General features: G+C 61.3%; 22 protein-coding genes. 13 read left to right on the top strand and 9 right to left on the bottom strand.

What is annotated here, in order from left to right; all coding sequences use genetic code 11:
- Nucleotides 1-7 precede the first annotated feature (7 nt).
- The 3 genes from RBR25_RS02425 to RBR25_RS02415 all read left to right on the top strand — a co-directional run bounded on the left by RBR25_RS02425 (nucleotide 8) and on the right by RBR25_RS02415 (nucleotide 3,573).
- A complete protein-coding gene (locus RBR25_RS02425; protein WP_432817930.1) occupies nucleotides 8-2,362 on the top strand; it encodes a GSU2204 family CXXCH-containing (seleno)protein in 2,355 nt (784 codons plus the stop codon).
- 145 nt (nucleotides 2,363-2,507) lie between these two features.
- A complete protein-coding gene (locus RBR25_RS02420; RefSeq protein WP_332925399.1) occupies nucleotides 2,508-2,795 on the top strand; it encodes a HesB-like selenoprotein in 288 nt (95 codons plus the stop codon).
- A gap of 172 nt (nucleotides 2,796-2,967) precedes the next feature.
- On the top strand, nucleotides 2,968-3,573 hold the full coding sequence (locus RBR25_RS02415) for a 50S ribosomal protein L11 methyltransferase (RefSeq protein WP_432817929.1): 606 nt from the start codon (nucleotides 2,968-2,970) through the stop codon (nucleotides 3,571-3,573).
- Between the two features lie 276 nt (nucleotides 3,574-3,849).
- On the opposite strand, the gene RBR25_RS02410 is transcribed toward RBR25_RS02415, so the two are convergent.
- Nucleotides 3,850-4,833, bottom strand: a complete 984-nt coding sequence (locus RBR25_RS02410; RefSeq protein ID WP_432817995.1) for a serine/threonine protein kinase — start codon at nucleotides 4,831-4,833, stop codon at nucleotides 3,850-3,852.
- Between the two features lie 186 nt (nucleotides 4,834-5,019).
- Between RBR25_RS02410 and RBR25_RS02405 the strand changes: the two genes are divergently transcribed.
- The 3 genes from RBR25_RS02405 (at nucleotide 5,020) to RBR25_RS02395 (ending at nucleotide 8,780) form a co-directional block, all read left to right on the top strand.
- Nucleotides 5,020-7,164, top strand: coding sequence for a hypothetical protein (locus RBR25_RS02405; protein WP_432817928.1), 2,145 nt, complete (start codon nucleotides 5,020-5,022; stop codon nucleotides 7,162-7,164).
- 211 nt (nucleotides 7,165-7,375) lie between these two features.
- The gene (locus RBR25_RS02400; RefSeq protein WP_432817927.1) at nucleotides 7,376-7,960 is read left to right on the top strand and encodes a hypothetical protein; all 585 of its coding nucleotides are present in this window, start codon (nucleotides 7,376-7,378) and stop codon (nucleotides 7,958-7,960) included.
- Complete coding sequence (locus RBR25_RS02395; RefSeq protein WP_432817926.1) at nucleotides 7,950-8,780, top strand: class I SAM-dependent methyltransferase; 831 nt, start codon at nucleotides 7,950-7,952, stop codon at nucleotides 8,778-8,780. Before RBR25_RS02400 ends, RBR25_RS02395 begins: the two co-directional genes overlap by 11 nt.
- Nucleotides 8,781-8,798: 18 nt before the next feature.
- On the opposite strand, the gene RBR25_RS02390 is transcribed toward RBR25_RS02395, so the two are convergent.
- Nucleotides 8,799-9,101 (bottom strand): HNH endonuclease, encoded by a 303-nt coding sequence (locus RBR25_RS02390; protein ID WP_432817925.1) that lies wholly within the window; start codon nucleotides 9,099-9,101, stop codon nucleotides 8,799-8,801.
- A 172-nt stretch (nucleotides 9,102-9,273) separates the two neighbouring features.
- Here RBR25_RS02390 and trkA point away from each other — a divergent pair, with 172 nt between their 5' ends.
- Both trkA and RBR25_RS02380 read left to right on the top strand, forming a co-directional pair.
- Entirely contained in the window at nucleotides 9,274-10,626 is a 1,353-nt protein-coding gene (trkA, locus tag RBR25_RS02385; protein WP_432817924.1) for a Trk system potassium transporter TrkA, read from the top strand.
- Complete coding sequence (locus tag RBR25_RS02380) at nucleotides 10,627-12,069, top strand: TrkH family potassium uptake protein (protein ID WP_432817923.1); 1,443 nt, start codon at nucleotides 10,627-10,629, stop codon at nucleotides 12,067-12,069.
- A 273-nt stretch (nucleotides 12,070-12,342) separates the two neighbouring features.
- Here RBR25_RS02380 and RBR25_RS02375 read toward each other — a convergent pair whose 3' ends face one another.
- The 7 genes from RBR25_RS02375 to RBR25_RS02345 form a co-directional block, all read right to left on the bottom strand.
- The gene (locus tag RBR25_RS02375; RefSeq protein ID WP_432817922.1) at nucleotides 12,343-12,990 is read right to left on the bottom strand and encodes a response regulator; all 648 of its coding nucleotides are present in this window, start codon (nucleotides 12,988-12,990) and stop codon (nucleotides 12,343-12,345) included.
- A 48-nt stretch (nucleotides 12,991-13,038) separates the two neighbouring features.
- Entirely contained in the window at nucleotides 13,039-13,260 is a 222-nt protein-coding gene (locus RBR25_RS02370; RefSeq protein ID WP_432817921.1) for a hypothetical protein, read from the bottom strand.
- A 102-nt stretch (nucleotides 13,261-13,362) separates the two neighbouring features.
- Entirely contained in the window at nucleotides 13,363-16,620 is a 3,258-nt protein-coding gene (locus RBR25_RS02365) for an AAA family ATPase (protein ID WP_432817920.1), read from the bottom strand.
- Nucleotides 16,621-16,814: 194 nt separating this feature from the next.
- Nucleotides 16,815-17,609 carry a peptidoglycan editing factor PgeF gene (gene pgeF / locus RBR25_RS02360; protein WP_432817919.1) on the bottom strand — a complete coding sequence of 265 codons (795 nt, stop codon included), beginning with the start codon at nucleotides 17,607-17,609 and terminating at the stop codon, nucleotides 16,815-16,817.
- Nucleotides 17,606-18,625, bottom strand: coding sequence for an RluA family pseudouridine synthase (locus RBR25_RS02355; protein WP_432817918.1), 1,020 nt, complete (start codon nucleotides 18,623-18,625; stop codon nucleotides 17,606-17,608). Before RBR25_RS02355 ends, pgeF begins: the two co-directional genes overlap by 4 nt.
- A complete protein-coding gene (locus RBR25_RS02350; RefSeq protein WP_432817917.1) occupies nucleotides 18,626-18,895 on the bottom strand; it encodes a hypothetical protein in 270 nt (89 codons plus the stop codon).
- Between the two features lie 130 nt (nucleotides 18,896-19,025).
- Complete coding sequence (locus RBR25_RS02345; RefSeq protein ID WP_432817916.1) at nucleotides 19,026-19,769, bottom strand: HAD family hydrolase; 744 nt, start codon at nucleotides 19,767-19,769, stop codon at nucleotides 19,026-19,028.
- Between the two features lie 178 nt (nucleotides 19,770-19,947).
- Here RBR25_RS02345 and RBR25_RS02340 point away from each other — a divergent pair, with 178 nt between their 5' ends.
- From RBR25_RS02340 to lipA, 5 genes are all read left to right on the top strand, one after another.
- Nucleotides 19,948-20,544 carry a helix-turn-helix domain-containing protein gene (locus RBR25_RS02340; protein ID WP_432817915.1) on the top strand — a complete coding sequence of 199 codons (597 nt, stop codon included), beginning with the start codon at nucleotides 19,948-19,950 and terminating at the stop codon, nucleotides 20,542-20,544.
- Nucleotides 20,545-20,765: 221 nt separating this feature from the next.
- Nucleotides 20,766-21,428 carry an isoprenoid biosynthesis glyoxalase ElbB gene (gene elbB, locus RBR25_RS02335; RefSeq protein ID WP_432817914.1) on the top strand — a complete coding sequence of 221 codons (663 nt, stop codon included), beginning with the start codon at nucleotides 20,766-20,768 and terminating at the stop codon, nucleotides 21,426-21,428.
- 26 nt (nucleotides 21,429-21,454) lie between these two features.
- Nucleotides 21,455-21,613: a rubredoxin gene (gene rd / locus RBR25_RS02330; RefSeq protein WP_432817913.1), complete on the top strand. Its 159-nt coding sequence runs from the start codon at nucleotides 21,455-21,457 to the stop codon at nucleotides 21,611-21,613.
- Nucleotides 21,614-21,626: 13 nt separating this feature from the next.
- Entirely contained in the window at nucleotides 21,627-21,818 is a 192-nt protein-coding gene (locus RBR25_RS02325) for a ferredoxin (RefSeq protein ID WP_432817912.1), read from the top strand.
- Between the two features lie 109 nt (nucleotides 21,819-21,927).
- Entirely contained in the window at nucleotides 21,928-22,812 is an 885-nt protein-coding gene (gene lipA, locus RBR25_RS02320) for a lipoyl synthase (RefSeq protein WP_432817911.1), read from the top strand.
- Nucleotides 22,813-22,897: the final 85 nt, after the last annotated feature.

Genomic DNA, 22,897 nt, shown 5'->3' with positions numbered 1-22,897 from the left:
GGAAGAAATGAGGCAACCCTGCCATTGGCTGCTTGCATTGCTGTCCGTCCTGGCCTTGATGACGACAACCACCCTGGCTTTTGCCGAAGAGAATCAAGAGAAGCTCTTCGGCGGCCATGTTGAGGTCGGCGCCACCGGGATAGACACCAAGGACAACGCAGCCCGCGTCAACGAATATGTCCGAGGCCGCTCTGATGACGGCCTCAGCTTCGCCCCGAAGCTCTTCGTCGAGGGGGATCTGGGTGAACATTCGGCATTTGAGCTCGAAGCCGACGTCAACGGTCCCCGCGACCAGCAATTCAACATGGAACTGGATGCCGCGCGTATCTTCCGTCTCGGCTTCGACTACCAGGTACTGGAACACTGGAAGGACCACGAAACCCTCGACCAGATGGGCGCCACCGGTCGGGACGATATCGGAGGCTCGCAGCCCAGCGTCACCACGGACAAGATCTTCGCCAACCTTCCGGCCGGCGCAAGTGTCGGCGGGGGCACTTTGCCTGTGGGGTACGACCCGCTCCAGGAATACACTGAGGAGATGTCCAACGATTATCTGGTGACCCGCCGTGAACTCAAGAGCGAAGCGGCCCTGGTCATCCCGGCCCTGCCCAACGTCATCTTCCATGCCGGCATGCGCATCGAAAAACGTCAGGGCATGGAGCAGGCCATCGGCATGACCAAGTGCGACAGCTGCCACGTCAGCGCCGTCGACAAGAAGATCGACGAGGTCACCGAGGACTACGCTTTCGGCGCCACCGGCAAGTTCGGGCTGCTCACCGTCGACTACGAATACCTCACCCGCACCTTCTCGGAAAGCGGTTCAACCCCTTCCCGCTACTTCGAAGACGCGACCAACCCGAGCGCTGCTTATCTTCTGCTTTATGAAAATGATAACTATGCCTTCGGCCGCACGCCTGATTCGGAAAAGGACAGCCACGCCATCAAGGCCCGTATCGACCTGCCCAAGGACACCAGCCTGAGCGCCAGCTACGTCAAATCCGACATCGAAAGCTCGAAGAGCCAGACCCAAGGGGAATACCTGCTTCTTGACGGCAGCACCCTGGAGAGTGAATTTGAATCCGTCGGCACCAAGCTGGCGACCAAGTTCGGCAAAAACCTGCGCCTCTCTTTGCGCGGCAACATGTATGACATTGATGTCGACGGTAATGAAATCTATTACCCCGCGCGGGATGCCGCCAATTCCGCCGCAGCCGCAGCCGCCTGGCCGGGAACGGACACCAACGCCTGGAACTCGGCGGAAGCCCGCGAGGTCAAGGAAGTCGGTGCCGATCTCGTCTACCGTGTCGCTCGCGGCACCACCCTGCGTCTCGGCTATGAGTTTGAAGAGGTGGATCGCGACGAGGAAGAACTGCTGGATACGGACACCCAGACTCTGAAAGCCTCGATCAAGACCCGGCTGAGCAAGACTCTTTCCGGAAATTTGAGCTACCAGTACCAGAATATCGACGATCCTCTGCCTGGTGCTGAAGTCGGTATCGCCCAAGGGGCCGGCACCCAAGATCCGCTTGGTTCAGGACTCTGGTACTACAATACGGCTGACTTCACGGCGAATCCAGCTACGCCAACCTGGTACTGGTCTGAAGTCTATCCCAATCGCCAATTGGAATCGACCAACCTTCCCGATGAAGTGCACGAGGCGAAGCTTTCCACCACTTGGGCGATCAGCACCAACAAGGCGGCGACTCTCTTCGCTCGGGTGCGCCAGGCGGAAAACGACGATGTGGAGTTCGAACAGACCACCTATGTCCCCGGGGTCAGCCTCTGGTACGCGCCTAACGGCAAGATGAACCTGACCATGGCTTACACCTTCAACCGGCAGGAAACGGAAAACCGCATGTGCGTCGGCTGGTACCATGGCTGAGCGAACGACGTCTCGTCGGGCCAGTTTGGCTCGATCTGCAACACTGCTGAATACAACACCGACGTCCACACCATCGCGTTCAACCTGGATTACCAGGCGACCGAAAAATTGAAGATGAATGCCGGCTTCACCTACAACCGTGCCAAGAGCAGCTGGGACTGGGATTTCACTGAACGCGCCCAGATGTCCACCGAACTCAATCCGACAGGGGTGCTGGCCAACAGCGGAGTCGAAGCGCCCGGGGCTTATGCCTCGGTCAATTACGATACCTGGGAGATGAACAACGAGGTGGACGAGTATTCCGATCTCGCCTACCAGCAGTACCAGTTCACCCTGGGCGGCACCTATGATTTTACCGACGCCTTCTACACCTCGGCTACGGCGACCTACGACATCTTCCGTTCCAAGGAAGCCTATGTCTACGGCGACGAAGACGGCGAGGCCTACTACGCCTATCTTGGCTTAGGCTACCGTTTCTAGAAGCGATCTAATTTTCTATCTGTTATCGGGCCCGGCTGCGCAAGCAGCCGGGCTTATCTTTATCCCGGAGCAAAAAAACACGAGCCTTGACATCATTGTTATATTCGCATATTGTTATGTCAAACGGACCAACAAGGAGACTGCCATGAAAATCACCGAGAGCGCCCGCGAGACACTGCAGGAGCTGCTAAAAAAGAACCCGGGCAAGGCTGTTCGGGTCGTTTTCCAGGGCTTTGGCTGAGGGGGCCCCCGTCTGGGGTTGGCTCTGGATGAGCCGAAAGAGAATGAAAAAGGGATCAAGGTCGGCGATATCGAACTCTTCATGGAAGAAAGTATTCTGCCCTTTACCGAGGACCAGCTGATCGACTACGTGGATAACTGGTCGGGCAAAGGCTTCGTGGTCGCCCCGGCCTACGGTTCTTCCTGCTGCTGATGATGATTCCATAAATTCATGTGAAACGGCGTGTCTCCCCAGCGGGAAACACGCCGTTTCCGTCCCCCCCACCCCGCCGTACCCCCTTTTCGTTTTGGCCTTTTACCGCCGCCTTTGTTATGATGCCGGGGTTTTAATAAAATTTCACGGTTTTCATAAACAAGGAGGACGCATGTCGGGCCGCATCTTCAAACCTTTTCCGGTGGGCGCCTTCACCATTATCCCCGCCGGGTTTTCCACTCCCGAGCCTTGCGGCATCCCCCTGATCCTCGGCCGCAAGGGCGCGTTCGGTTCGGGTGAGCATGAAACAACCGCCTCGTGCCTGGAACTGTTGACGACCATCCCCAGCCTCAAAGGCTGCCGGGCCTTCGATCTCGGCACCGGCACCGGCATCCTCGCCCTCGCCGCCTCCCGCCTCGGCGCCGCCGCCATCACCGCCCTCGACCTGGAATGGCCGGCGGCCCTCTCCTGCGCAGAGAACGCCCGGCTCAACGGTCTCGAAGACCGGATTTTCACCATCTGCGGCGAACTCAACGCTGTCGCGACGCGGCCCTATGATCTGGTCATGGCCAATATCTACGCCGATATCCTCCTCCCCCTGGCCGACCGCCTCGTGGAACTGACCCGGCCTGGCGGTTATCTGCTCCTCTCCGGCATCCCCCTGCAGGACAAGTTCGACATCGAGCGCCGTTATACCCGCCTCGGCTGCACCGTCGCCGACAGCCGCATCCTGGAGGATTATGCCAGCTTCCTGCTGCAACGCCCGGCGACTCCTTAAAACCTCCGGCCCACTCCCCGCGGCAAGGAAAAGGATCATGAAGTTCGAAATCGCCACGCCATTGCTTCTGTTGACCCTGACCCTGAGCGGCTGCGCCACGCCATCGAAACCCTGGAGAACATCCAATCCGCCAAAGGCAGCTTCCTCAGCTCGCACCCCTTGAACAAGGCGCGGCTGGACAATATCGACCGGGAAATCAAACGATTTTAAAAACACAAGGGGATAGAAGCAGCAGGGGACGACCGTTCGGCAACGGACTGCCCCCTTTTTTATTGCTCAGGGCATCGGCAAGGGCGGTTCGTTGAGCGCGGCGAGTTGTTCGCGGAGATGGAGGATGTGTTCCCCCCAGTAGCGGATGGTGTTGAACCAGGGGAAGTGGACGGGAAAGGCGGGGTCGTCCCAGCGGCGGGCGAGCCAGGCGCTGTAATGGAGCAGGCGCAGGCTGCGCAACGCTTCGATCAGACGCAGTTCGGCGGGGCGGAAATCGTTGAATTCGCAATAGCCTTCGAGCAGTTCGGCGAGTTGGGCACTCTGCCGGAGGCGGTCTCCGGAGAGCATCATCCACAGATCCTGTACCGCCGGGGCCATGCGCGCGTCGTCGAAGTCGACAAAGTGGGGCGCCTCGTCGCGCCAGAGGATGTTGCCGACGTGGCAGTCGCCGTGAGTACGGATGCAGCGGGCATCGACCTCTTTACTAAGGGCGTCGATGCGATCGAGCAGGTCGGCGGTGATGGCCAGATAGTTGGCACGATATTCCGCCGGCATGAAGCGCTCGGCGATGAGCGCCGCGCTGTCGCGACCGAAGCTCTGGCAGTCGAGATGGGGCCGCTCGCGGAAAGGACGCAAGGCGCCGATGCGGTGAATGCGCCCGAGCAACCGGCCGAGAATAAGCAGATTGTCAAGGTTGTCCAGTTCCGGGGCGTGCCCGCCTTTGCGCGGGTAGAGGGAAAAACGGAAACCGGCGAAATGAAAGAGACTCTCCCCGCCATCGTCGCGCCAGGGGGCAACCACCGGCAGTTCGTGTTCGGCCAGCTCGAAGCAGAACTGGTGCTCTTCGCGGATCTGTCCGTCGCTCCAGCGTTGGGGCCGGTAAAATTTGACGATCAGGGGCCGGTCATCCTCGATGCCGACTTGATAGACGCGGTTTTCATAGCTGTTGAGGGGAAAGGTGCGGCAGTCGCAGCGAAAGCCGAGGCTTTCCACGGCATCCATGACCAGTTCATGGGTGAGTTTCCGAAAGGGATGAGCATTTTCTCCCAACATGAGGGCTCCTGGAAAGGGTTCTGCGCAGCATAGCACCTTTGAAGCCGTCCGGCCCAGGGTAAAGGCGACCGCCGCCGCAAGGCGGACTTGCATTCATGCGGCACTTTGGGGATGATAGGAACAGTAAGCGCGCCGCGATCTCCGGCTCATCAGCCGCCCAACCCCGAACAGGGCAGGTTCACAATGGAAATCATCCCCCCGGCCTCCGTCCCCCTGATGCCCCACGAAGTTCCGGCCGTCACTCCGGTCTCGCGGGAAGAGCGGCAGCACGACTTGCTGCTGCATCAGATGATCCGGGCGACGGTTGAAGAGGAAGGGCAGGAAAAGGCGCTGCTCAACTTCGGCGAGCGCAAACTCTGGGTGGAGACCGGCACTCCCCTGCGCACCGGGGACACGGTCAACCTGCAGGTGGTGGAAAACGACAACCGCCTCGGCTTCCGCCTCATCCCCCCGAACTTGCTTGAACGTCTCGGCCAATCCCTGCATCTGCTCGACAAGCAGCTCGACCCCATGGCCCTGCTGCCCGCTCTCATCGAGGGGCGGGAGCCGGGGAGCACGAACCTCGACCAGAAGACCCGCGACGGCCTCGACCGCCTCTTCAGCCTGCTGCGCCGGGCGCCGGCGGAACTCGACGGCCAGGCCCTGCGGGAGATCCCCCAGCGTCTGGGACTTGGACATGAGGCGCAACTGGGCGCGGGGCAGACCGAGGCCGCCCGCGAAACCCTGAAAAACGCCCTCGGCCGACTTCAGCAGGGCCACACCCAGCTGCGTCAGTCCTTGAGCGAGCACTTGGAGCCACTCTTCGCTGCCCTGCGTACCCTTCCGGAAGAGCTGGCCACCCCCCCAAGCACCACCACCCGTCCGACAGGAGAAGCGCCCGCCCTCGCCGCCCTGTTACGGCCGCTGCTGCGCCTGGCCCAATCCCAACCGGAAGCACCCGCTAGTCCCCAAACCTCCTTCACGACGTCGGAAACGCACCCCGACGCCGCCCGGACCGCAGCCCTCGCCCGGGAATTTTTCCAGGCGCTTGGGAACTATCTGCGCCCCTTCTCCGGGCAGACCGCTGCGCCGCTGCACCGCCTGGAGGAAGCCGCCCGTGCGCTGGCGGCGCCGCCGGGAGAGCCCGAGGCCCCGGTGCTGCGCGAGGCCGCCCAGCAATTCTGGAACCGGCTATCGGCCGCTCCGGCAAATGCTCCGGCCGCGCCCGAAATCGAACAGACCCTGACCCGTCTGGCCGAGCAGCTGCTGCATCCGGCACAAGCCATGGACGGAAAATTTTTGCGGAATCTCCCCCGCCAACTCGGCCTGCCCACCGAAGGGCGGGAAAATGCGGCCCTCGCCGATCGCCTCGACCGCCTCGCCCAGGGGCTCGGCCGGCTGCCCGAAGCCCTGCGCACGCCGGAACAAATCGGAGCCTTTCTTGATCGCCAGCCCGCGGATTTGGCGGCGGTGCTGCGGCCACTCTTCCGCTTCGCCGCTTCCGGTCCAACTACGACAAGCGCAACGTCTCTCCCGGCAACCGCCGGCACGGCGCCGGCCGCCAATATGCCGATTCTTCCACCGAGCGAGGTCGCCGTCACCACCCAGGCCTTTGTCACAGCCTTGCGCGACTACCTGCGCCCTTTCGCGGAGGTGACCGAGATGCCCTTGGCAAGGATCGAGCAGCAACTGGCCCTGCTGCCGCAAATGCCGCCGTTCCCCTTTGATCAGGCCCTGGCGGCGCTCGGCCAGAAAGCCACGGGCAAAGATCTGCTCGGCGCCCTCTTTCATCTGCTGCGCAGCACGCCGGAGCGCCTTGTCGAAGGTTCGGCGGAAAACCTGACCCGGCAACTCATTGAAACCCTCGGCAAAACCCTCTATCAGGAACTCGACCGCGGCGAACAGCGTCAGGAGGAGAACCTACGCCACCTGGAACTCTGGCAGCTCTGCCGATCGCGCCTCGGGGAGAGCGACGGGACCTTCGTTCCTCTGCCCCTGCCCTTCCTCGAAAACGGCTATCTTGTCGCCCGACGCCGGGAATCGCCCGAGGAAGGGAACGCGCCAGGAGGAAGGGAAACCTTTACGCTTTCCCTCTTTCTCGACCTGCGTAAACTGGGCTTTGTGCAAATCGATCTTCTCTATCAACAGCAGGAACTGTTCGTGCGTTTCCATTGCCAGGATACGGAAGCGGCTCAGGCCTTTTCCGCCGCTCGGGAGGAACTTGGCGACAGCCTCGGCGGCATTCCCCTCGCAACCGTCGCCGTTGGCGTCGGCGCGGAAAGCCCCGACCGGGCACTGATCCGCGAGATCATCCCCGCCGAGCGCAGTCTGCTCGACGCCCGCGCCTGATTTCCTGGGATTTCCGCCCGCGCAGCGGCCCTCATCCTCGCCCTCTGCACGCCCGCCGCCGCTGCCGGCGACGACGGTTCCCTGACCTCGATAATCCCCGAATGCGTCACTTGTCCATTTACAGCCGGGCACCGAGGGGTTAGAATGTAGTACTGTGAATTTGGATGCTATGCCTTGAGAGAGTACAACTCTTTCCCCAGAGGAGGGAACCATGAAAATATTGCCGTCGCTACTGTTCTTGCTCTATCTGCTGCTTGCTACCGGACTCGCCCAGGCGGAGGTGGACAACGATCCCTTTTCAACCTTCGCCTTTGGCGAAGCACCCCGGGGGGACATGCTCTGCACCGCCGGCCCCTGCGCCGTCGGAAAAACCGCGCTGTTCCATCGCACGCCGACCCAGGCGGTGGCCTACTACAAAAAATCCAGCGACCTGACCCACATCGGCGGGATCGAGATTTCCGCTCCCGTCTACACCTATTACCAGGAAGAACTCTTTCAGGTCTTTTTCAAACTTCTCGGTCCCGCGGAAGCAGGGGAACACCTAGTCGACACCTTCATTGACGCTCTAGGCGGAGACGACGCGGCGACCTTGCTTCATGATGAATTCGCTGCCGACGGCCCGGGCGAGGCCTACCACGACCAGGTTTATCTGCTGGATAACGGCTACTTGATCAGCGCCCGATGCACCCAGGAGGAGGGCCGCTGGCAGCCCCCCCATATCAGCCTCTACGAGCCGCGCCGCATGAATCAGGTGCGGCTGGCCTTCAACCCCGACTACCGACCCCATGGATACTGAACCGTACGATTTCCAGCGCTGCAAACTCTGTGGGGCGGCGGCCGCCGCCCCGCGCTACCGCCTGAAAGCCACGACCATTCAGGTCTGCGCCGCTTGTGATTTCCACTTCATCACCCAACTTGATGTCATGCCCGGCGACCAGCCGGAAACGGAAATCCGCACCCTTGACGTGGTCGCCTGGAACTTCATCGAAAAACAGCTCAAAAAAAATCGCCCCCAACTGGAGCGGCGACTGGACCTAGTTGCTCACCACACCCCCCTGCACGAGACGGAATGCCTCGATATCGGCGCCGGCGTCGGTCTCTTCGGGCATTTGCTCGAAGGGACCGGGGCGATCCCCTTCGGCATCGAACCGCAGCTTGTCTTTCGCCAGTTCGCGGAGGAAAAATACCGCTTGCAGCTGCGCGCCGAAACCATCGATCACCCCTACTGGCAGGAACGTCATGCCGGGCGCTTCGCGGTGGTGACCCTCTGGGACACCTTGGAACACCTCAATTTTCCCGTGGAGACACTGCGCGACGCCATCCGGGTCATGCGCCCCGGTGGCCTGCTCTTTCTCGACACCCCCTCGCGAGACTCCCTCTACTACAGGATCAGCGAGTGGTCCTATCGCCTCAGCAACGGCGCCAACCCCCTCTTTCTCAACTCCCTCTATTCCCCCAAACCCTTCCGCCACAAGCAGATCTTCACCGTCCGGCAACTGACGGAACTGATCGAAAGACTCGGTCTGGAGCTTGTCGAACTGAATCGCTCGGGCGCCCTCGACTCCAGCAACAAAATCGTTCTCGTAGCGAAAAAACCGGAAAAAGCCAGCGCCTGACCAGGGAATGTCCAAAAACTACTCGGTATTCTCCCGTTGCAGGCCGGCGAGGTACTTCTCCCATTCCATGGGCAGCAGGTTTTTTTTCTGGTTATTACAGCTCTTGCAGGCCGGCACGCAATTGCTCTTGGTACTTTTACCACCGCGAGAGACGGGCACCAGATGGTCGAGAGTCAGATCTTTCGGCGCCACCTTCATTCCGCAGTAATGGCAGATGCCGCCGGCAATGCGGTTCTTCCACCAGCGGCTTTGGCGCAGTTCACGGGCCTTTTCCCGCTCGCGGCGCTCGTCCTCTTCGGTCACATCAAAAAACGGCTCCATGGTTTTCCTCTTTGTTGAACACGTTGCTGCATTGTAGTCAAAGGCACCCGTGCGGGCAAGGCCCCCCCAATGCTTTTGTCAAGTCTTGCGCATTTTTTCGTTTTGTGCGATCTATCAGGCATTTCGAAACGCTCCATAGTGAACCATATTCCGCCGGGAAACGTGCATTTCTATGAAAATTCTGATTGTCGGCGTCGGTCAGGTCGGCTACTTCCTCTGCGAGCGCCTTGCCTTCGAAGGACACGAAGTCACCCTGATCGACCGCAACCCGGAGTATCTCGGCAAAGCGGCGGACCGGCTCAATGTCCTGGGGATTCACGGCAACGGCGCCAGCGCCGAGGTCCTGGAGCAGGCGGGGATCAAGGACGCGGATATCTTCATCGCCGTCACCGACCTCGACGAGGTCAACATCCTCGCCTGCCTGCTCGCCCGGGAATATCAGGTGCCGACCCGTGTCGCCCGGGTGAAGAGCATCGAATACACCGGACAAGGAGCGATTCTTTCCAAGGAGAAACTCGGCATCGATCTGCTCATCAACCCGGACGACGCCGTCGCCGAGGAGATCGTGCAGATCGCCTGCCGCGCCGGCGCTTTTGACGTGGCCGAATTCGCCGAAGGGCAGATCCAGTTTCTCGGCTACCGGATCAACGAGGGCAGTCCCCTGTGCGACCTGACCCTACGGGAATTGGGAGAGGTTCGCGGCATCTACCGCTTCGTCATCACCGCCATCAGCCGCGCCGGGCAGACCATCATCCCCCGGGGCGACGATCGCATTCTCGCCGGCGACAGCATCTTCATCGTCGCCCACCGCAAGGATCTGCCGGCCATTCAATATCTGCTGCAACAGCAACAGGGGAAGAAACGCGGCGGCGCCCGAGCGTTCATTCTCGGCGGCGGCAACATCGGCCTGCACGTCGCCCAGGAACTGGAAACCATGGGCTTCGCGGTACGCCTCATCGATCAGGATGAAAAACGCTGCGAGCGCCTAAGCGCCAAACTCAATCGCACCCTGGTCATCAACACCGACGGCACCGATATCCGCACCCTGCTTGACGAGGGAGTGGAAGGCGCCGACATCTTCATCGCCGTTACCGACAACGACGAAAGCAACATCCTCTGCTCCCTTCTCGCCAAGCAGCACGGCGCACAGCGCAGCCTGTCCCTGGTCAACAAGCCGGAGTTGCTCAATCTCGCCCCCTCCCTCGGCATCGATGCCTGCGTTTCTCCCCGCCAGGCCGCCGCCGGAGCCATCCTCAAATACGTACGGCGCGGCGGCGTCATCTCCCTGGCGGCCATCGAAGGAAGCAACGCCGAAGTCATGGAGATTCTGGTCAAGCCGGACAGCAAAAAAATCGACATCCCCCTGCGCAAGCTGCATTTCCCCGCCGGGGCGATCATCGGCGCGGTGATGCACGGCGAGACCTATACTATCCCCACCGGGGACTGTCATCTGCATGCGGGGGATCGCGTCGTTATCTTTGCCCTGCCCGAAGCCCTGGGAAAAATCGAAAGGTTCTTCGAGTAGATGAACGCCCTGGCCACGCTGCGCATTCTCGGCGCTCTGCTCCTCTTTCTCGGCGGAGCCTTGTTGACGCCGATTCCCTTTTCCCTCTATTTCGCCGACGGCGCCGCCGATGCTTTTCTGCTCTCTTCCAGCACCTCCCTGGCGGTCGGTCTGTTGCTCTTCAAGGGCTGCCGGGGCGGCACGGAATTCTCGGTACGGGAAGGCTTCGCCATCGTCACCTTCGGCTGGCTTTTCTACGCCCTCTTCGGCGCTCTTCCCTTCGTTCTGAGCGGCGCCATCCCTTCGCCCCTAGACGCCGTCTTCGAAACCATGAGCGGTTTCACCACCACCGGCTCGACCATACTCAAGGTGATCGAAGGGTTGCCGGAGAGCATCCTCTTCTGGCGTGCCCTCACCCATTGGCTTGGGGGAATGGGGATCATCGTCCTCTCCCTGGCGATCCTGCCGATGCTCGGGGTCGGCGGCATGCAGCTCTTCAAAGCCGAGGTTCCCGGTCCCACCGCCGATCGCCTTAAACCCCGCATCCAGGATACCGCCAAACTCCTCTGGGGGGTCTATCTGCTGCTCACCGCCACCCAGACGCTGCTGCTCATGCTCGGCGGGATGAACTTTTACGAAGCCCTCTGCCACGCCTTCGCCACCCTCGCGACTGGGGGCTTTTCCACCCGCAACACCTCGGTGGCGGCCTACGACAGCGCCTATATCGACGGCATCATCACCCTCTTCATGTTCCTCGCCGGGATCAACTTCTCCCTCCACTATCATGCCCTGCGCGGGCGGCCCCGGGAGTTTTTCCGCAACGAAGAGTTCCGTCTCTATCTCGCCATCACCTTGGGCGCCATCGCGGCCTTGGTCTATTTCAACCAGGGAACGGCCTACGCCTCGCTGCCGGAAAACCTCCGCTACAGCGCCTTCCAGGTCGCCTCGATCCTGACCACCACCGGCTTCGGCACCGCCGACTTCGAACTCTGGCCATTGCCCGCCCAATTCCTGCTGGTGCTGCTCATGTTCGTCGGCGGCTGCGCCGGTTCCACCAGCGGATCCGTAAAGGTGGCCCGCATCCTTCTCCTGTTCAAACATGTGCGCAACCAGCTTTTCAAGCTCATCCACCCCAAGGCGGTGCGCTTGGTTAAACTCGGAGAAACGCCGGTGGACCGCGACGTCATGCAGGCGATTCTCGGTTTTTTTGCCCTCTATTTGGGGATTTTCGTCGGCGCCTCGCTGCTCATGACCGCCACCGGCATGGACATCCTGTCGGCGGCGACCGCCGTCATCGCCACCCTCGGCAATATCGGTCCGGGACTCGGTTCCGTCGGGCCGATGGATAACTTCGCCCACGTCTCTTCCTTCGGCAAAGGGGTGTTGACCTGCTGCATGCTCCTCGGCCGACTGGAACTCTTTACCGTCCTGGTACTGCTCTTTCCCTCCTTCTGGAAAAAATAACCCGGTAACAGAACCGCTCATCGCGCATAAAAAAAATGGCGCGCAACGTAAGTTACCTCACGTCGCGCGCCATCCCCTCCTGCGGATAACGCCAAAGCGGCCCGAAAGCCAATTTTAATCCGGTTCATGCAGCCTGGTTTCCGGGAAGAGAGACGGAAACTCCCGAAACAAACCCTTAATCTGCCGGACAGGTCAATCTTAAGTCATTCCGTCTCTTCAATACAATCCGGAGTATTGTGTATTTTTCTGTGGGGAAATCCCTGATTTTTTCGATTAGGCGCTGGTCATCCCCTCGCGTACCGCATACTTGACCAGATCGGCGAAGGTCTTCAGCCCCAGTTTCTTCATAATCCGCGCCCGATGGGTTTCGATCGTTTTCGGACTGAGCCTGAGATGGTCGGCGATATCCTTGGACGAGAAGCCGTCCACCGCCAGTCGCAGCACCTCTTCCTCGCGGCGGCTCAGCAGCAGCCCGGCGGCGCCGCCGTCGGCGTGGGCCGGCGCGATCAGATCCTCAAGCATAACCGAGGTGATACCGGGGCTGAGGTACATCTTCCCGGTGACAACCGCCTGAATGGCTTGAATCAGTTCACCGAAGGCGGCATCCTTGACCACATAACCCCGGGCACCGGCCTTGATCATCGACAGCACCGTCTGCCGGTCGGTAAAGCCAGAGAGGCCAAGGATCCGGGCACGGGGCTGGGTAGCGAGAATCTTGCGGGTCGCTTCAATGCCGTTGAGCCCGGGCAGGCGCACATCCATGACGATCACATCGGGACGCAGTTCGGCGGCAAGACGCACCGCTGTCTGACCGTTACCGGCGATGGCAAGAATCTGCATGTCGCTGCGCTGATTGAACATCTGGCGCATGCATTCGTGAAAGATTTCGTGATCGTCGACGTAGAGAATCCCCGTACTCATGGGCGGCTTTCCGTCATGTTAGAGCGTCCCGAGGAGACATTCCCCCCTTCAAGGCAGGGCATGAAAGGGAAGAGGAACCGGCTCGCCGGTGGGTAACAGATCGCTTTCCTGGGGCTGACGACCCTCGGCCAACTGACGATAAAGGGTGCAGTGGCTACAGAGCTCCCCCTGACAGTAAAGCGCCACCAGGTTTTTCCAGGTGCGGCTCGTCCGGCGGCCATAGTTGGCAAAAAATGCGCAACGTTTCACATAAGGACAGGATTTTCCCATTGCCGCTCCTTCAGATGAGCATTTTGGTCATTTACTTTTTCACCATACAGCAACCATCTGACAAATTTCTTACCGCTTGCTCATTTCTTCAGCTCCCTTTTTTCACAAGCCCTCGTCTTTTTCCAACCGCGTTGCCCAGAGAGACTCGACGATGGCGGTGATTTCATCGGGATCGTAATCGGCCCGAGCAAGGGCCTTGCGGTACTGTTCCAGAACCCGCCGCGCCCCTGCCGGAGAACAGTTTCGGCTGTGCAGGTCATACAGAGCCCGGACCAGATCATGCTGGGTAGGATCGACGCGCAAGGCTTCATTGAGAAACTCGATGGCCTCGCCGTCGCGGCCCTCGGCGACCAGAAGCTGCCCCCAGACCAGCGCCCCCTGAAGGTAGAGACGTTCCAGTTTCGCCCGCCGCGCCAGCAGCTGCTCGTCCTCGGCCGCGACCTGGCTCAGATATCCCCCCCTCCAGAGGCGCAGGGCGCGATGGAGATGGTTTCCCGCCTGCCAGTCCCGCCCCCGGCGAAGCAGACGCAAACTGGTCAGGATTTCTTCGGAAAAATCTGCGTCGTCGAGATGACAGTTGTGCAGGGCCAAGACGCCGCGTTGGAGGGCGAGGTAGTTCTTGGCGGAAAGGGGATGGCAGGCGGCATCAAGCACCCGCCGCAAGCGGGACAAAAGAGTATCGAAACTGGCCCGCGACCGGTCCGCCGGACTCTCCGGCCAAAGCCCATGCTGCATCCGCTCTTGGGGAAGCGACTGATCCTTCGCCGCCAAGAGCAGTGCCCAGAAGGTCCGCTGCGCCGGGCTCCAAACCCCGTCCCGCAGTTCCATGCGGGAATCGAGGCGCATCACCAGCGGCCCTAGGGTTCGAATGCACAGCCGGGGCAACATCTTGCCTTTGTCGAGCAGAACCAGGTCGAGCTGGCGGGCGGCGATGGCGCGGGCGGTTTCGACCTCCATACCGAGACGGCCGGCGGCTGCCAGGAATTCCTGCAACAGGGTCGGCGTGGCCAAGTAGAAATGATACAGATGATTGTCCCGAAGCCCAACCATGGCTCCCCGGATATCCTCGGCGGCCTCGGCGGCGCGCCCGAGGGAAAGGCGCAACAGTCCGCGGAAAGCCAGGGCGCCGATCCGCGTGAAGTGTTCATCGAGACCTTCGCAGATCCGGATGGCCTCTCCGAGAAGAAGTTCAGCCCGCTCCGGCTCGCCGATGCGGGCACAGGTCGCGCCGAGAATCATCCGATTGATCGCGGTAAAGAGGCGTCCTCCGGCCTCGTCGCGCAGGGCCAAGGCTTCATCAACCGCCGCCAGGGCTTCCGTCCGACGCTCCGCCTGGGCCAGAAGAAAGGCTTGGTATTGGCGATACATGCCGCGCAGATGGGGGTTGCCGGCAGCGTAACTCGAGTCCAGACCCATCTGGACAAAGGTCATGGCATCCTCAAGGCGTCCCTCGGCAAGAGCGATATCGATGTCGAGGACCCAGAACAGCGGGCCGAGGGTGGTCTTGACCAGCAGATCGCGGCTGAAAGCCTCTTCAATGACGGCGCGCCGACGGTGGTAGTTGACGAGATCCCCTTGCAGACTGAGCAGGTTAAGCTGCATCAGTCGCAGAAAGAGGCGATGCAGGGAACTGACCCGGGGGTTGGCGATCAGGCGTTGGGCCTCTTCGGCCTTGACGAGGAAACTCTCCCACTGCCCCCGCACCGCGTAGTGATACCCCTGGATAATGGTAATTCCCGCCAGCAGATTGTCGTAACCGTATCTTTTTGCCAGATCTGAAGCGCGAACGGCGTGGCGCGGCACGGCTTCGCCGTCGCTGTAAAGAAAATAGTGTCCCGTCGCCAGGGCATGAGAAACCTGAATAAGCATGACCGGCGGCAGCGTCGACTCCATGTCGGCCAAAAGCGTTTCGGCACGGTCGAGAAGCGGAACAATACAATTGAAACGGCCATCGATGAACACATGAAAGAGGACAAGCTGGGCCGAAGCCAACAGCTCCCCGCGTCCTTCTCGGTTTGCGGAAAAACATTTCCGGGCCTGTTCCAGCAGGGCATAGGCCTGATCCGGCTGGCTTTCCATCAAGCTCATACCGTAAAAAAAGGCGAAGACGGCATGCTTGCCCATGACCGCTTCGGGAACCGTTTCCAGGGCCGTTTCCAGGGTTTTCAGCCGGTTTTTCCCCAGCAGGTCCAAGCCGTAATCCTTAAGCAGCGCCTCACAGGCAACATAATCCCGGGCTTCGGCGAAACAGGCCAAGGCCTCCTCGATCCGGCCCTCTTCGAGATACCAGCGTCCGCCGCACGCCGGCACCGCTCGCCACTCCTCCGCGGAGAGTTCGCGCTGCGCCAGCTGGCGCAGCCTGTCGCGTAAAAGATGATGCAAAACATAGGACTGGCCATCCGCTCCGGAGCGCACAAAGAGGTTGAGCCGAGCGAGTTCGGCCAGGGTCTCCGGCATGCCCCCGTCGCCGGCCACCCGAGCGATGAGCGGCAACGGCAGCTCGTCAAAGTAGGCGAGACGCAGCAGGCCGTGTCGTCTCTGACGATCAAGGCCGCCGAGAACTTCGTCATCAAAGAACTCCTCGACCTGTTCCCACCCCTGACTGGCCATTCCGTGCAACCGGTCGCGCACGGCATTTTCCCCGAAACGGGCCAGAGTCTGCCCGATCAACATCAGACCCAAGATCCAGCCTTCGCTACGGCGCACCGCCAGATCCAGAATCTCGCCCGCCGGAGCCAGGGCAAAAAGCCGATCGTAGAGTGCAACCGTCTCCTGTCGGTTCAGGGCCAACGCCTCATTATCCAGAATCAGTAGACGTTTTTTTTCCAGGGGCAGCGGCAAAGCCCAGCGGGAGAGGCCCAGAACCCGGGCATCACCGGGCAGAAATTGGAGCAGGGAAGAAAAGAAGGTGAGACTGGGAGGGGCGCCATCGATCAGATGCAGATTGTCGAAAACCAGAAAAAATGGGCTGGAAAGAAAACCGGAAAGCGCGGCGGTGAGCAGCTCGGCGGCCCGGCCCGCATCGCCGGAAGACAACTCCCCCTTGTCGAGCATGGCTTCCAGAAGCGAAGCGCGAAAGTCCGGCAGCGCCTGCCGCAGAGCCTCAAGGAGCGCGGCACAGAAGACGAGCGGATCACGATCTTCCTCCTCAACCTGAAACCAGACAAAGGGCGCGGCACATTCCTTCAGGGATTCGCACGCCAGGGTGGTCTTGCCCTGTCCGGCCCGCCCATAGAGGAAAAAGATCCGCCGGCCACGCGTGTCGGCCTGACGCAACACCGCGAGAATCCGGTCCCGCGGCAAATGCCGAGACGGGTCGAAAGTCGGCGGAGTGAACTTGCCGGCCGCGAAACGTCGCATCGAAAGATTCTGGGCGGGCAAGAAAAACCTCTCTTTGTTCGCGGTAAAAATGGCCGGGAAACATAAGGGAGATTTCAATCTAATGCAGACTGGTCCTTATGCACAATAGGGGAAAACAGGTATTTTTCTGTGGGGAATTTACTGAATCCGCCGGCGCTTACCACGCCGGCGGAGATTCGGCAGGGAGCGGAAGATCAAGCAAGGAGAACGAAACCCATCTGGCGACCGGTCTTTCCGCCATCCCGGCGGTAGGAGAAGAGCATTTCGCGATGGCAACAGGTGCATTCCTCAGCCACGTCGACGGCACTTTCCGGCACTCCCGCTTCAGCCAGTTGCAACAGGCAGGCGCGGCGCAGATCAAGATGCCATTTGCCCAAAGACACCTCGTCAGCGATGTCTTCCCAATGGCCGGCACCGGCCCGGAAAGCCTCGCGCACCTGGCGGTCGACCTCATATTTGTGCGCGCCGATCCCGGGTCCAACGGCGGCTGAAAGGTCCGCCGCCCGGCAGCCGAAGCTTGCGGCCATGGCCTTTACCGTCTTACCGATGATCCCGCCGGCGGCCCCCCGCCAGCCGACATGAACCACGCCGGCAGCCCGCTTGAGCGGGTCGTAGAGAAGCACCGGGAAGCAGTCGGCCACCAGGACGCCGATCATCATGCCCAGCTGGTTGGTGATCACCGCATCGCATTCCACCTGCAGAAAGTGGGAGAGATCGGCGTTCGGCTGATCGACCACCAGCACATCGGTGCCATGCACCTGTTTCACCGTCAGCAACTGATGGGGCTGCAAATCGAAAGCCCGGGCCAGAGTCGAACGGTTGCCCTCCACGTTGTGGCGGGGATCATCGGTATTGAAACCGAGGTTGAGCGAATTGTAAGGAGCACGGCTGATGCCGCCGTTACGGGTGGTGAAACCGGCACGGACCCCGGCGGCCTCCCCCCAGACGGGTTGCAGATAATGAAGCTTTCCCTGTTTGACGAGTTTCATGACGGAAGGGATTCTCCAAAGGAAAGAGCCTGTTCCGCCGGATCGACGGAGAGACGGTATTTGTTGTCGAGATAGGCGACGAGTTCGGCCAGTTCCGGGGGAAGCGGGCTTTGAAACTCCAGGTAGGCGCCGCTTTCCGGGTGTATAAAACCGAGCAGTCGGGCATGTAGAGCCTGGCGCCCCAGAGCCCGGACCATGGCGCGCAACTCGGGGTCGACCAGCGCCTTGCCCCGTTGGCTGCCGCCGTAGACCGGATCGCCGACCACCGGCATGCCCAACTCGGAAAGATGCACGCGGATCTGGTGGGTGCGCCCCGTTTCCAGAGCCAGTTCCACCAGAGCCAAACCGTCGGCGACATAGCGGCGCAAAACCCGCCAGTGGGTGACGGCGCGCCGCCCGGCGCGGCTTTGCGTACTCATCTTCTTGCGCTGGAGCGGATGCCGGCCGATGGGGCGGTCGATAGTCCCGGACGCGGCGGTCGGCAGTCCGTGGATCAGGGCCAGGTAGCGGCGGGTGATGGAATGGACCTTGAACTGGGCGGCCAGATGCTGATGAGCGGCGTCATCCTTGGTCGCCACCATCACCCCCGAGGTGTCCTTGTCGAGGCGGTGGACGATCCCCGGCCGCAGTTCCCCGCCGATCCCCGCCAGGTCGCGGCAGTGATGAAGCAGGGCGTTGACCAGCGTTCCCTCACGATGACCGGCGGCCGGATGTACCACCAGACCAGCCGGTTTGTCAACCACGATCAGGCGCGAATCCTCATAAAGAATCGTCAGGGGGAGATCCTGGGGCTGGGCGGCGACGGGCTCCGGCGGCGGGATCACGACCGTCACCGCCTCCCCCCCCCGAAGACGAAGGCTGGGTTTGACCGGCTTGTCGCCGAGCCGGACCCGGCCGTCGTCAATCAGGATTTTCAACTGGGAACGGGAGAGTTCCGGTAGCTGTTCCGCCAAGAAGCGATCGAGGCGCTCGGCCGAGCGCCCGTAAGGAAAAAGCAGTTGGCGAAGGGACTCCATCTACCAGATGGGACTTTCGATCTTGCCAGCCTGCTTGATCATGACATCGACAAGAGCCCGATCGAAAAGATGGTCGGAATTCTCCATATCGGGAACGATCCGACTGCGGAAGTGTTCACGCCCCTCTTCGATCTCTTCGGAAAGCAGATCGAAAATCGTGTCTTTCATGATTCCTTCGCGGACCTTGTCCTGATTGTAGAGGGCGATGTCCGAAACAATCGCCCGCGCCAGTCGGAAAGCCAACTCCGGATTATCCACAAGCCTCGCCATGAAATCCTCCCCACCCTGGAACTAAAAGTTGAGTTATCGCCGTCGCGGCGTGCCCGTGGGCCGGAGGATGCCGCCGACCTTCACGCAACTCTTCGAAACACCAGCAGATTAGCCAAAAAAGCGAAAACTGTCAATGACCCCCGACAGCGCCGAGACGATCCACAAGCCGGCACAGGTCCGCCAGACTCCCCCGATAGTCGGCGCGGAAGGCACCTTGCAGACGATCGATCAGCCAGGTATCGGCGAGAAAGGTCGGGACGCCAGCCCGCCGCGCCGCCAGATCGAGCTCGGTATCGTTGCCGATCATCAGACAGCGGTCGGGCGCTAACCCCATGCGTTCGAGAATATCGCTGAAATAGCCGGGATGGGGCTTGCAGTAACGGCTGTTTTCGTAGGTGGTCACCAGTTCAAAGGGATAGTCGACGAATCCGCCCCAGGCCATGCGCGCTTCGATGACCGCTCGGGGGAAGACCGGATTGGTCGCAAGAACCACCCGCAGGCCAGCTCGGCGACAATGCTCCAAAGCCGCCCGGGCCAAAGGGTGGGGACGCACCAAGGGGGCCAGAGCGGCAAGTTCCGCATCACAGTAGACGGCAAGCCGCCCCTTGAAATCTTCTCCGTCGATCCCCAGGGGTGCGGTCACCCGCTCCAGAAAAAAAGCCTCGTTGCTGCCTGCTCCGTCCTCTCGGCGCAGCAGCTCCAGGGTCGTGGCAAGAAGCAGTTCGGCGAAGTTCTCCGGAGGCGCCAGGTCGGCGAAATAGCCGGCGAGACCCCGGGTGTAGGCCGGGATAAAGCGGCGCATCTCCACATCCAGGAGGGTGCCGTCCAGATCGAACCAGACCCCTTCGATCCCGCCATGGTGAAAACGGTCCATCGCTCCCCTTCGCCGCCGGTGGGCGGCGGACTTTTCTGTCGAGGATAACACAAAGGGGGCCAACCCTGGCCGGAAAAGATCCCCGCTGCGGAGGGAGCACCCGCCCAGTCCCCATAAAGGCCTTGACTTGCCGCCCAGCCCGGGGTAGAAACTTAAAAAAAACAATGGGGTAGCCACCATGGAAAATATTCGGGAAGAGGTCAAGGAGTTACAGATCGGCTTCAAGGTGCGGCGCCTGCGCCAGGAGCGGCGCATGACCCTGCAGGATCTGGCCGATGTCACCGGCCTTTCCAAACCCCTGCTGTCACAGATCGAAAACGAGCAGGTCATCCCCCCCTTAGGCACCCTGCTACGCATCTCCAAGGCCTTCAAGGTCGGACTGCACTCCTTTTTTCAGGAAGAAGGGCATAACGAAAAGTGCATCCTCACTCGCTCCGGTGAAAGTCGGCGCATGTACCGTCGACCGGGAGAGGAGGAAGTCCCGCCCCCCTACGCCTACCACTCCCTGGCTTTCGGCAAGAAGCACCGCAACATGGAACCTTTCCTGGTCGAATTCGAACCGCGCCAAGAGGCCGAGGGCTTGCAGGTCAGCCACGAAGGGGAAGAATTCCTCTTTGTGCTGGAAGGCGCTCTCGAATTCCATTACGGCGACCGGGTCATGACCCTCGCCCCCGGCGATTCGGTTTACTATGATTCCACCGAACCCCACGGTTATGTCGCTATCGCCGACGCCCCGACCCGAGCGGTGGCGGTCATCTATTCCAAAGGGGGCTAGGTCGGCCCGCCCACAGCTTGACATTCCCGGCACTTCTTCTACCCTTTAAGCTGGACGTCGGTACATAGGGGCGGGACTCCTTTATCCCGCCCGCTTCCCCGTCAGGGCAACGTACCGTCCGGTTCTCCATTCCCAGCAAAGCAGGCTCCGCCACCGACCGTCCCAGCGTGTCGGCCAGGGGCCGCGTCCTATCGATTCGAGCGACAAGGAGGTTACTGATCATGGCAAAAGTAGGCGTAATCCTTTCCGGCTGCGGGGTGTACGACGGCAGCGAAATTCACGAGGCGGTTATCACCCTACTGGCCATTGACCGGGCCGGGGCCGAGGCGGTCTGCATGGCTCCGAACATGGAACAGATGCATGTCGTCAACCATCTCACCGGCGATGTCGCAGCCGGCGAAAAACGTAACGTCCTTGCCGAATCGGCCCGGATCGCCCGGGGCAAGATTCGCGACATCAAAGACGTGAAGGCGGCGGACATCGACGCCCTGGTTCTCCCCGGCGGCTTTGGCGCCGCCAAGAATCTCTCTAATTTTGCCGTTAAAGGAACCGAGTGCGAGGTACATTCCGAGGTCAGCCGCCTGATCCGCGAGATCCTGACCGAGCGCAAGCCCCTAGGCGCGATCTGCATCTCCCCGGCAATCGTGGCCCGGGTGCTCGGCAGCGACAAGGTCACCCACAAGCTGACCATCGGCAACGATGAAGGCACCGCTCAGGCCCTGACCGCCATGGGCGCCGAGCATGTCAACTGCCCGGTGACCGAATGCGTGATCGACAAGGAAAACAAGCTCGTCACCACCCCGGCCTACATGCTGGCGGGGCACATCAGCGAAGCGGCCGAAGGGATTGAAAAGGCCGTCAAGGCTCTGGTCAAGATGATCTGACCGGGCTTATCCCGAGGAGGAAGTCCATGGCATCCTATCGTTGCGTCATCTGCGGTTATGTCTACGATCCCGCCGAAGGGGATCCCGGCAACGGCGTCCCTCCCGGAACCCCTTTCGCCGAACTGCCGGAGCACTGGGTCTGCCCTCAGTGCGGCGCCGGCAAGGAAGATTTCGAGCCCGCCTGAAAAGGAGGTCGAGATGGCCAGAATTCCCTATGTGGATCAGGACGCCTGCATCAGCTGCAACCTCTGCGCGGATACTCTGCCCGATGTTTTCCGCATGAACGACGACGGGCTCGCCGAGGTCTACGACCCCAAAGGCGCGAGCGAAGAGGCCATTCAAGAAACAATGGATGCCTGTCCCGTAGCCTGCATCCACTGGAAAAGCTGACTTCATCGTCAAGAACCGGACGAACCACAGCAGGGCCCGACCCGGAACATCCCGGGCCGGGCCCGCCTAAAGCCTCGTTCTTCCTGCCTCTCCAACCTCCGGATTCGCCATGTCCCTCCCTCCTCCCCGCAAGCCTGACTGGCTCAAGGTCCGCCTGCCGAGTGGCCCCAATTACGCCCGCATCGACCGCTACCACCGAGAAAGAGGATTGAACAGCGTCTGCCGGGACGCTGCCTGCCCCAACCAGGGGGAGTGCTGGAACCTGGGCACCGCGTGCTTCATGATTCTCGGCCACCTCTGCACCCGGGGCTGCACTTTCTGCAATGTCGGCCGGGGAGAGCCCCTCCCCCCCGACCCCGAAGAACCGGCTAGGGTTGCCGCCGCCATTGCCGAACTGGGTCTGAAATACGCCGTCGTCACTTCCGTCACTCGGGACGATCTGGCCGACGGCGGCGCCAAAGAGTTCGCGGCACTGGTGGTCGAAGTCCGCCGCCAGGCGCCGAGCTGCCGGATCGAACTGCTGATTCCCGATTTCGCCGGTGATCGCGACGCCTTGGCAAAGGTGGTCGAAGCCGCCCCCGACCTGATTGGCCATAATCTCGAAACGGTGCCGCGCCTTTACGCCGATGTCCGCCGGGGCGCCGACTACCGCCGCTCGCTGCGCGTACTCGCCGAAATCCGACACCTCGCCCCCGACCTGCCGCTGAAATCCGGGCTCATGGCGGGACTCGGCGAAAGCGCCGAGGAACTCGTCGCGGTCATGGCCGATCTGCGCGCTGCCGGTTGCTCCCTGCTGACCCTCGGTCAGTACCTCTCCCCCAGCCGCCGCCACCATCCCGTCACCCGCTACCTGCCCCCGAAAGAGTTTGCCGCCCTGCGGGAAAGGGGCCTGGCCCTTGGTTTCGCCGAGGTGGTCGCCGGGCCGCTGGTGCGTTCCTCCTATCACGCCGAGCGCCAGTTCAACACCGCCTTCCCTACGCCCAACGATCCCTGAAGCCCTTTTTCTCCTGGACATGCCGGTAGTCTGAAACGGTCGGATACGACGATGCTCTTCCCCCGTCGCGTCATCAGGGGATCGA

Origin of the sequence: Trichloromonas sp. (assembly GCF_034006665.1) — a bacterium.
In the GTDB taxonomy this organism is placed as follows: domain Bacteria; phylum Desulfobacterota; class Desulfuromonadia; order Desulfuromonadales; family Trichloromonadaceae; genus Trichloromonas.
Note: the sequence above shows the minus strand (reverse complement) of the source record. Positions and strands in the feature narration are given on the sequence as shown.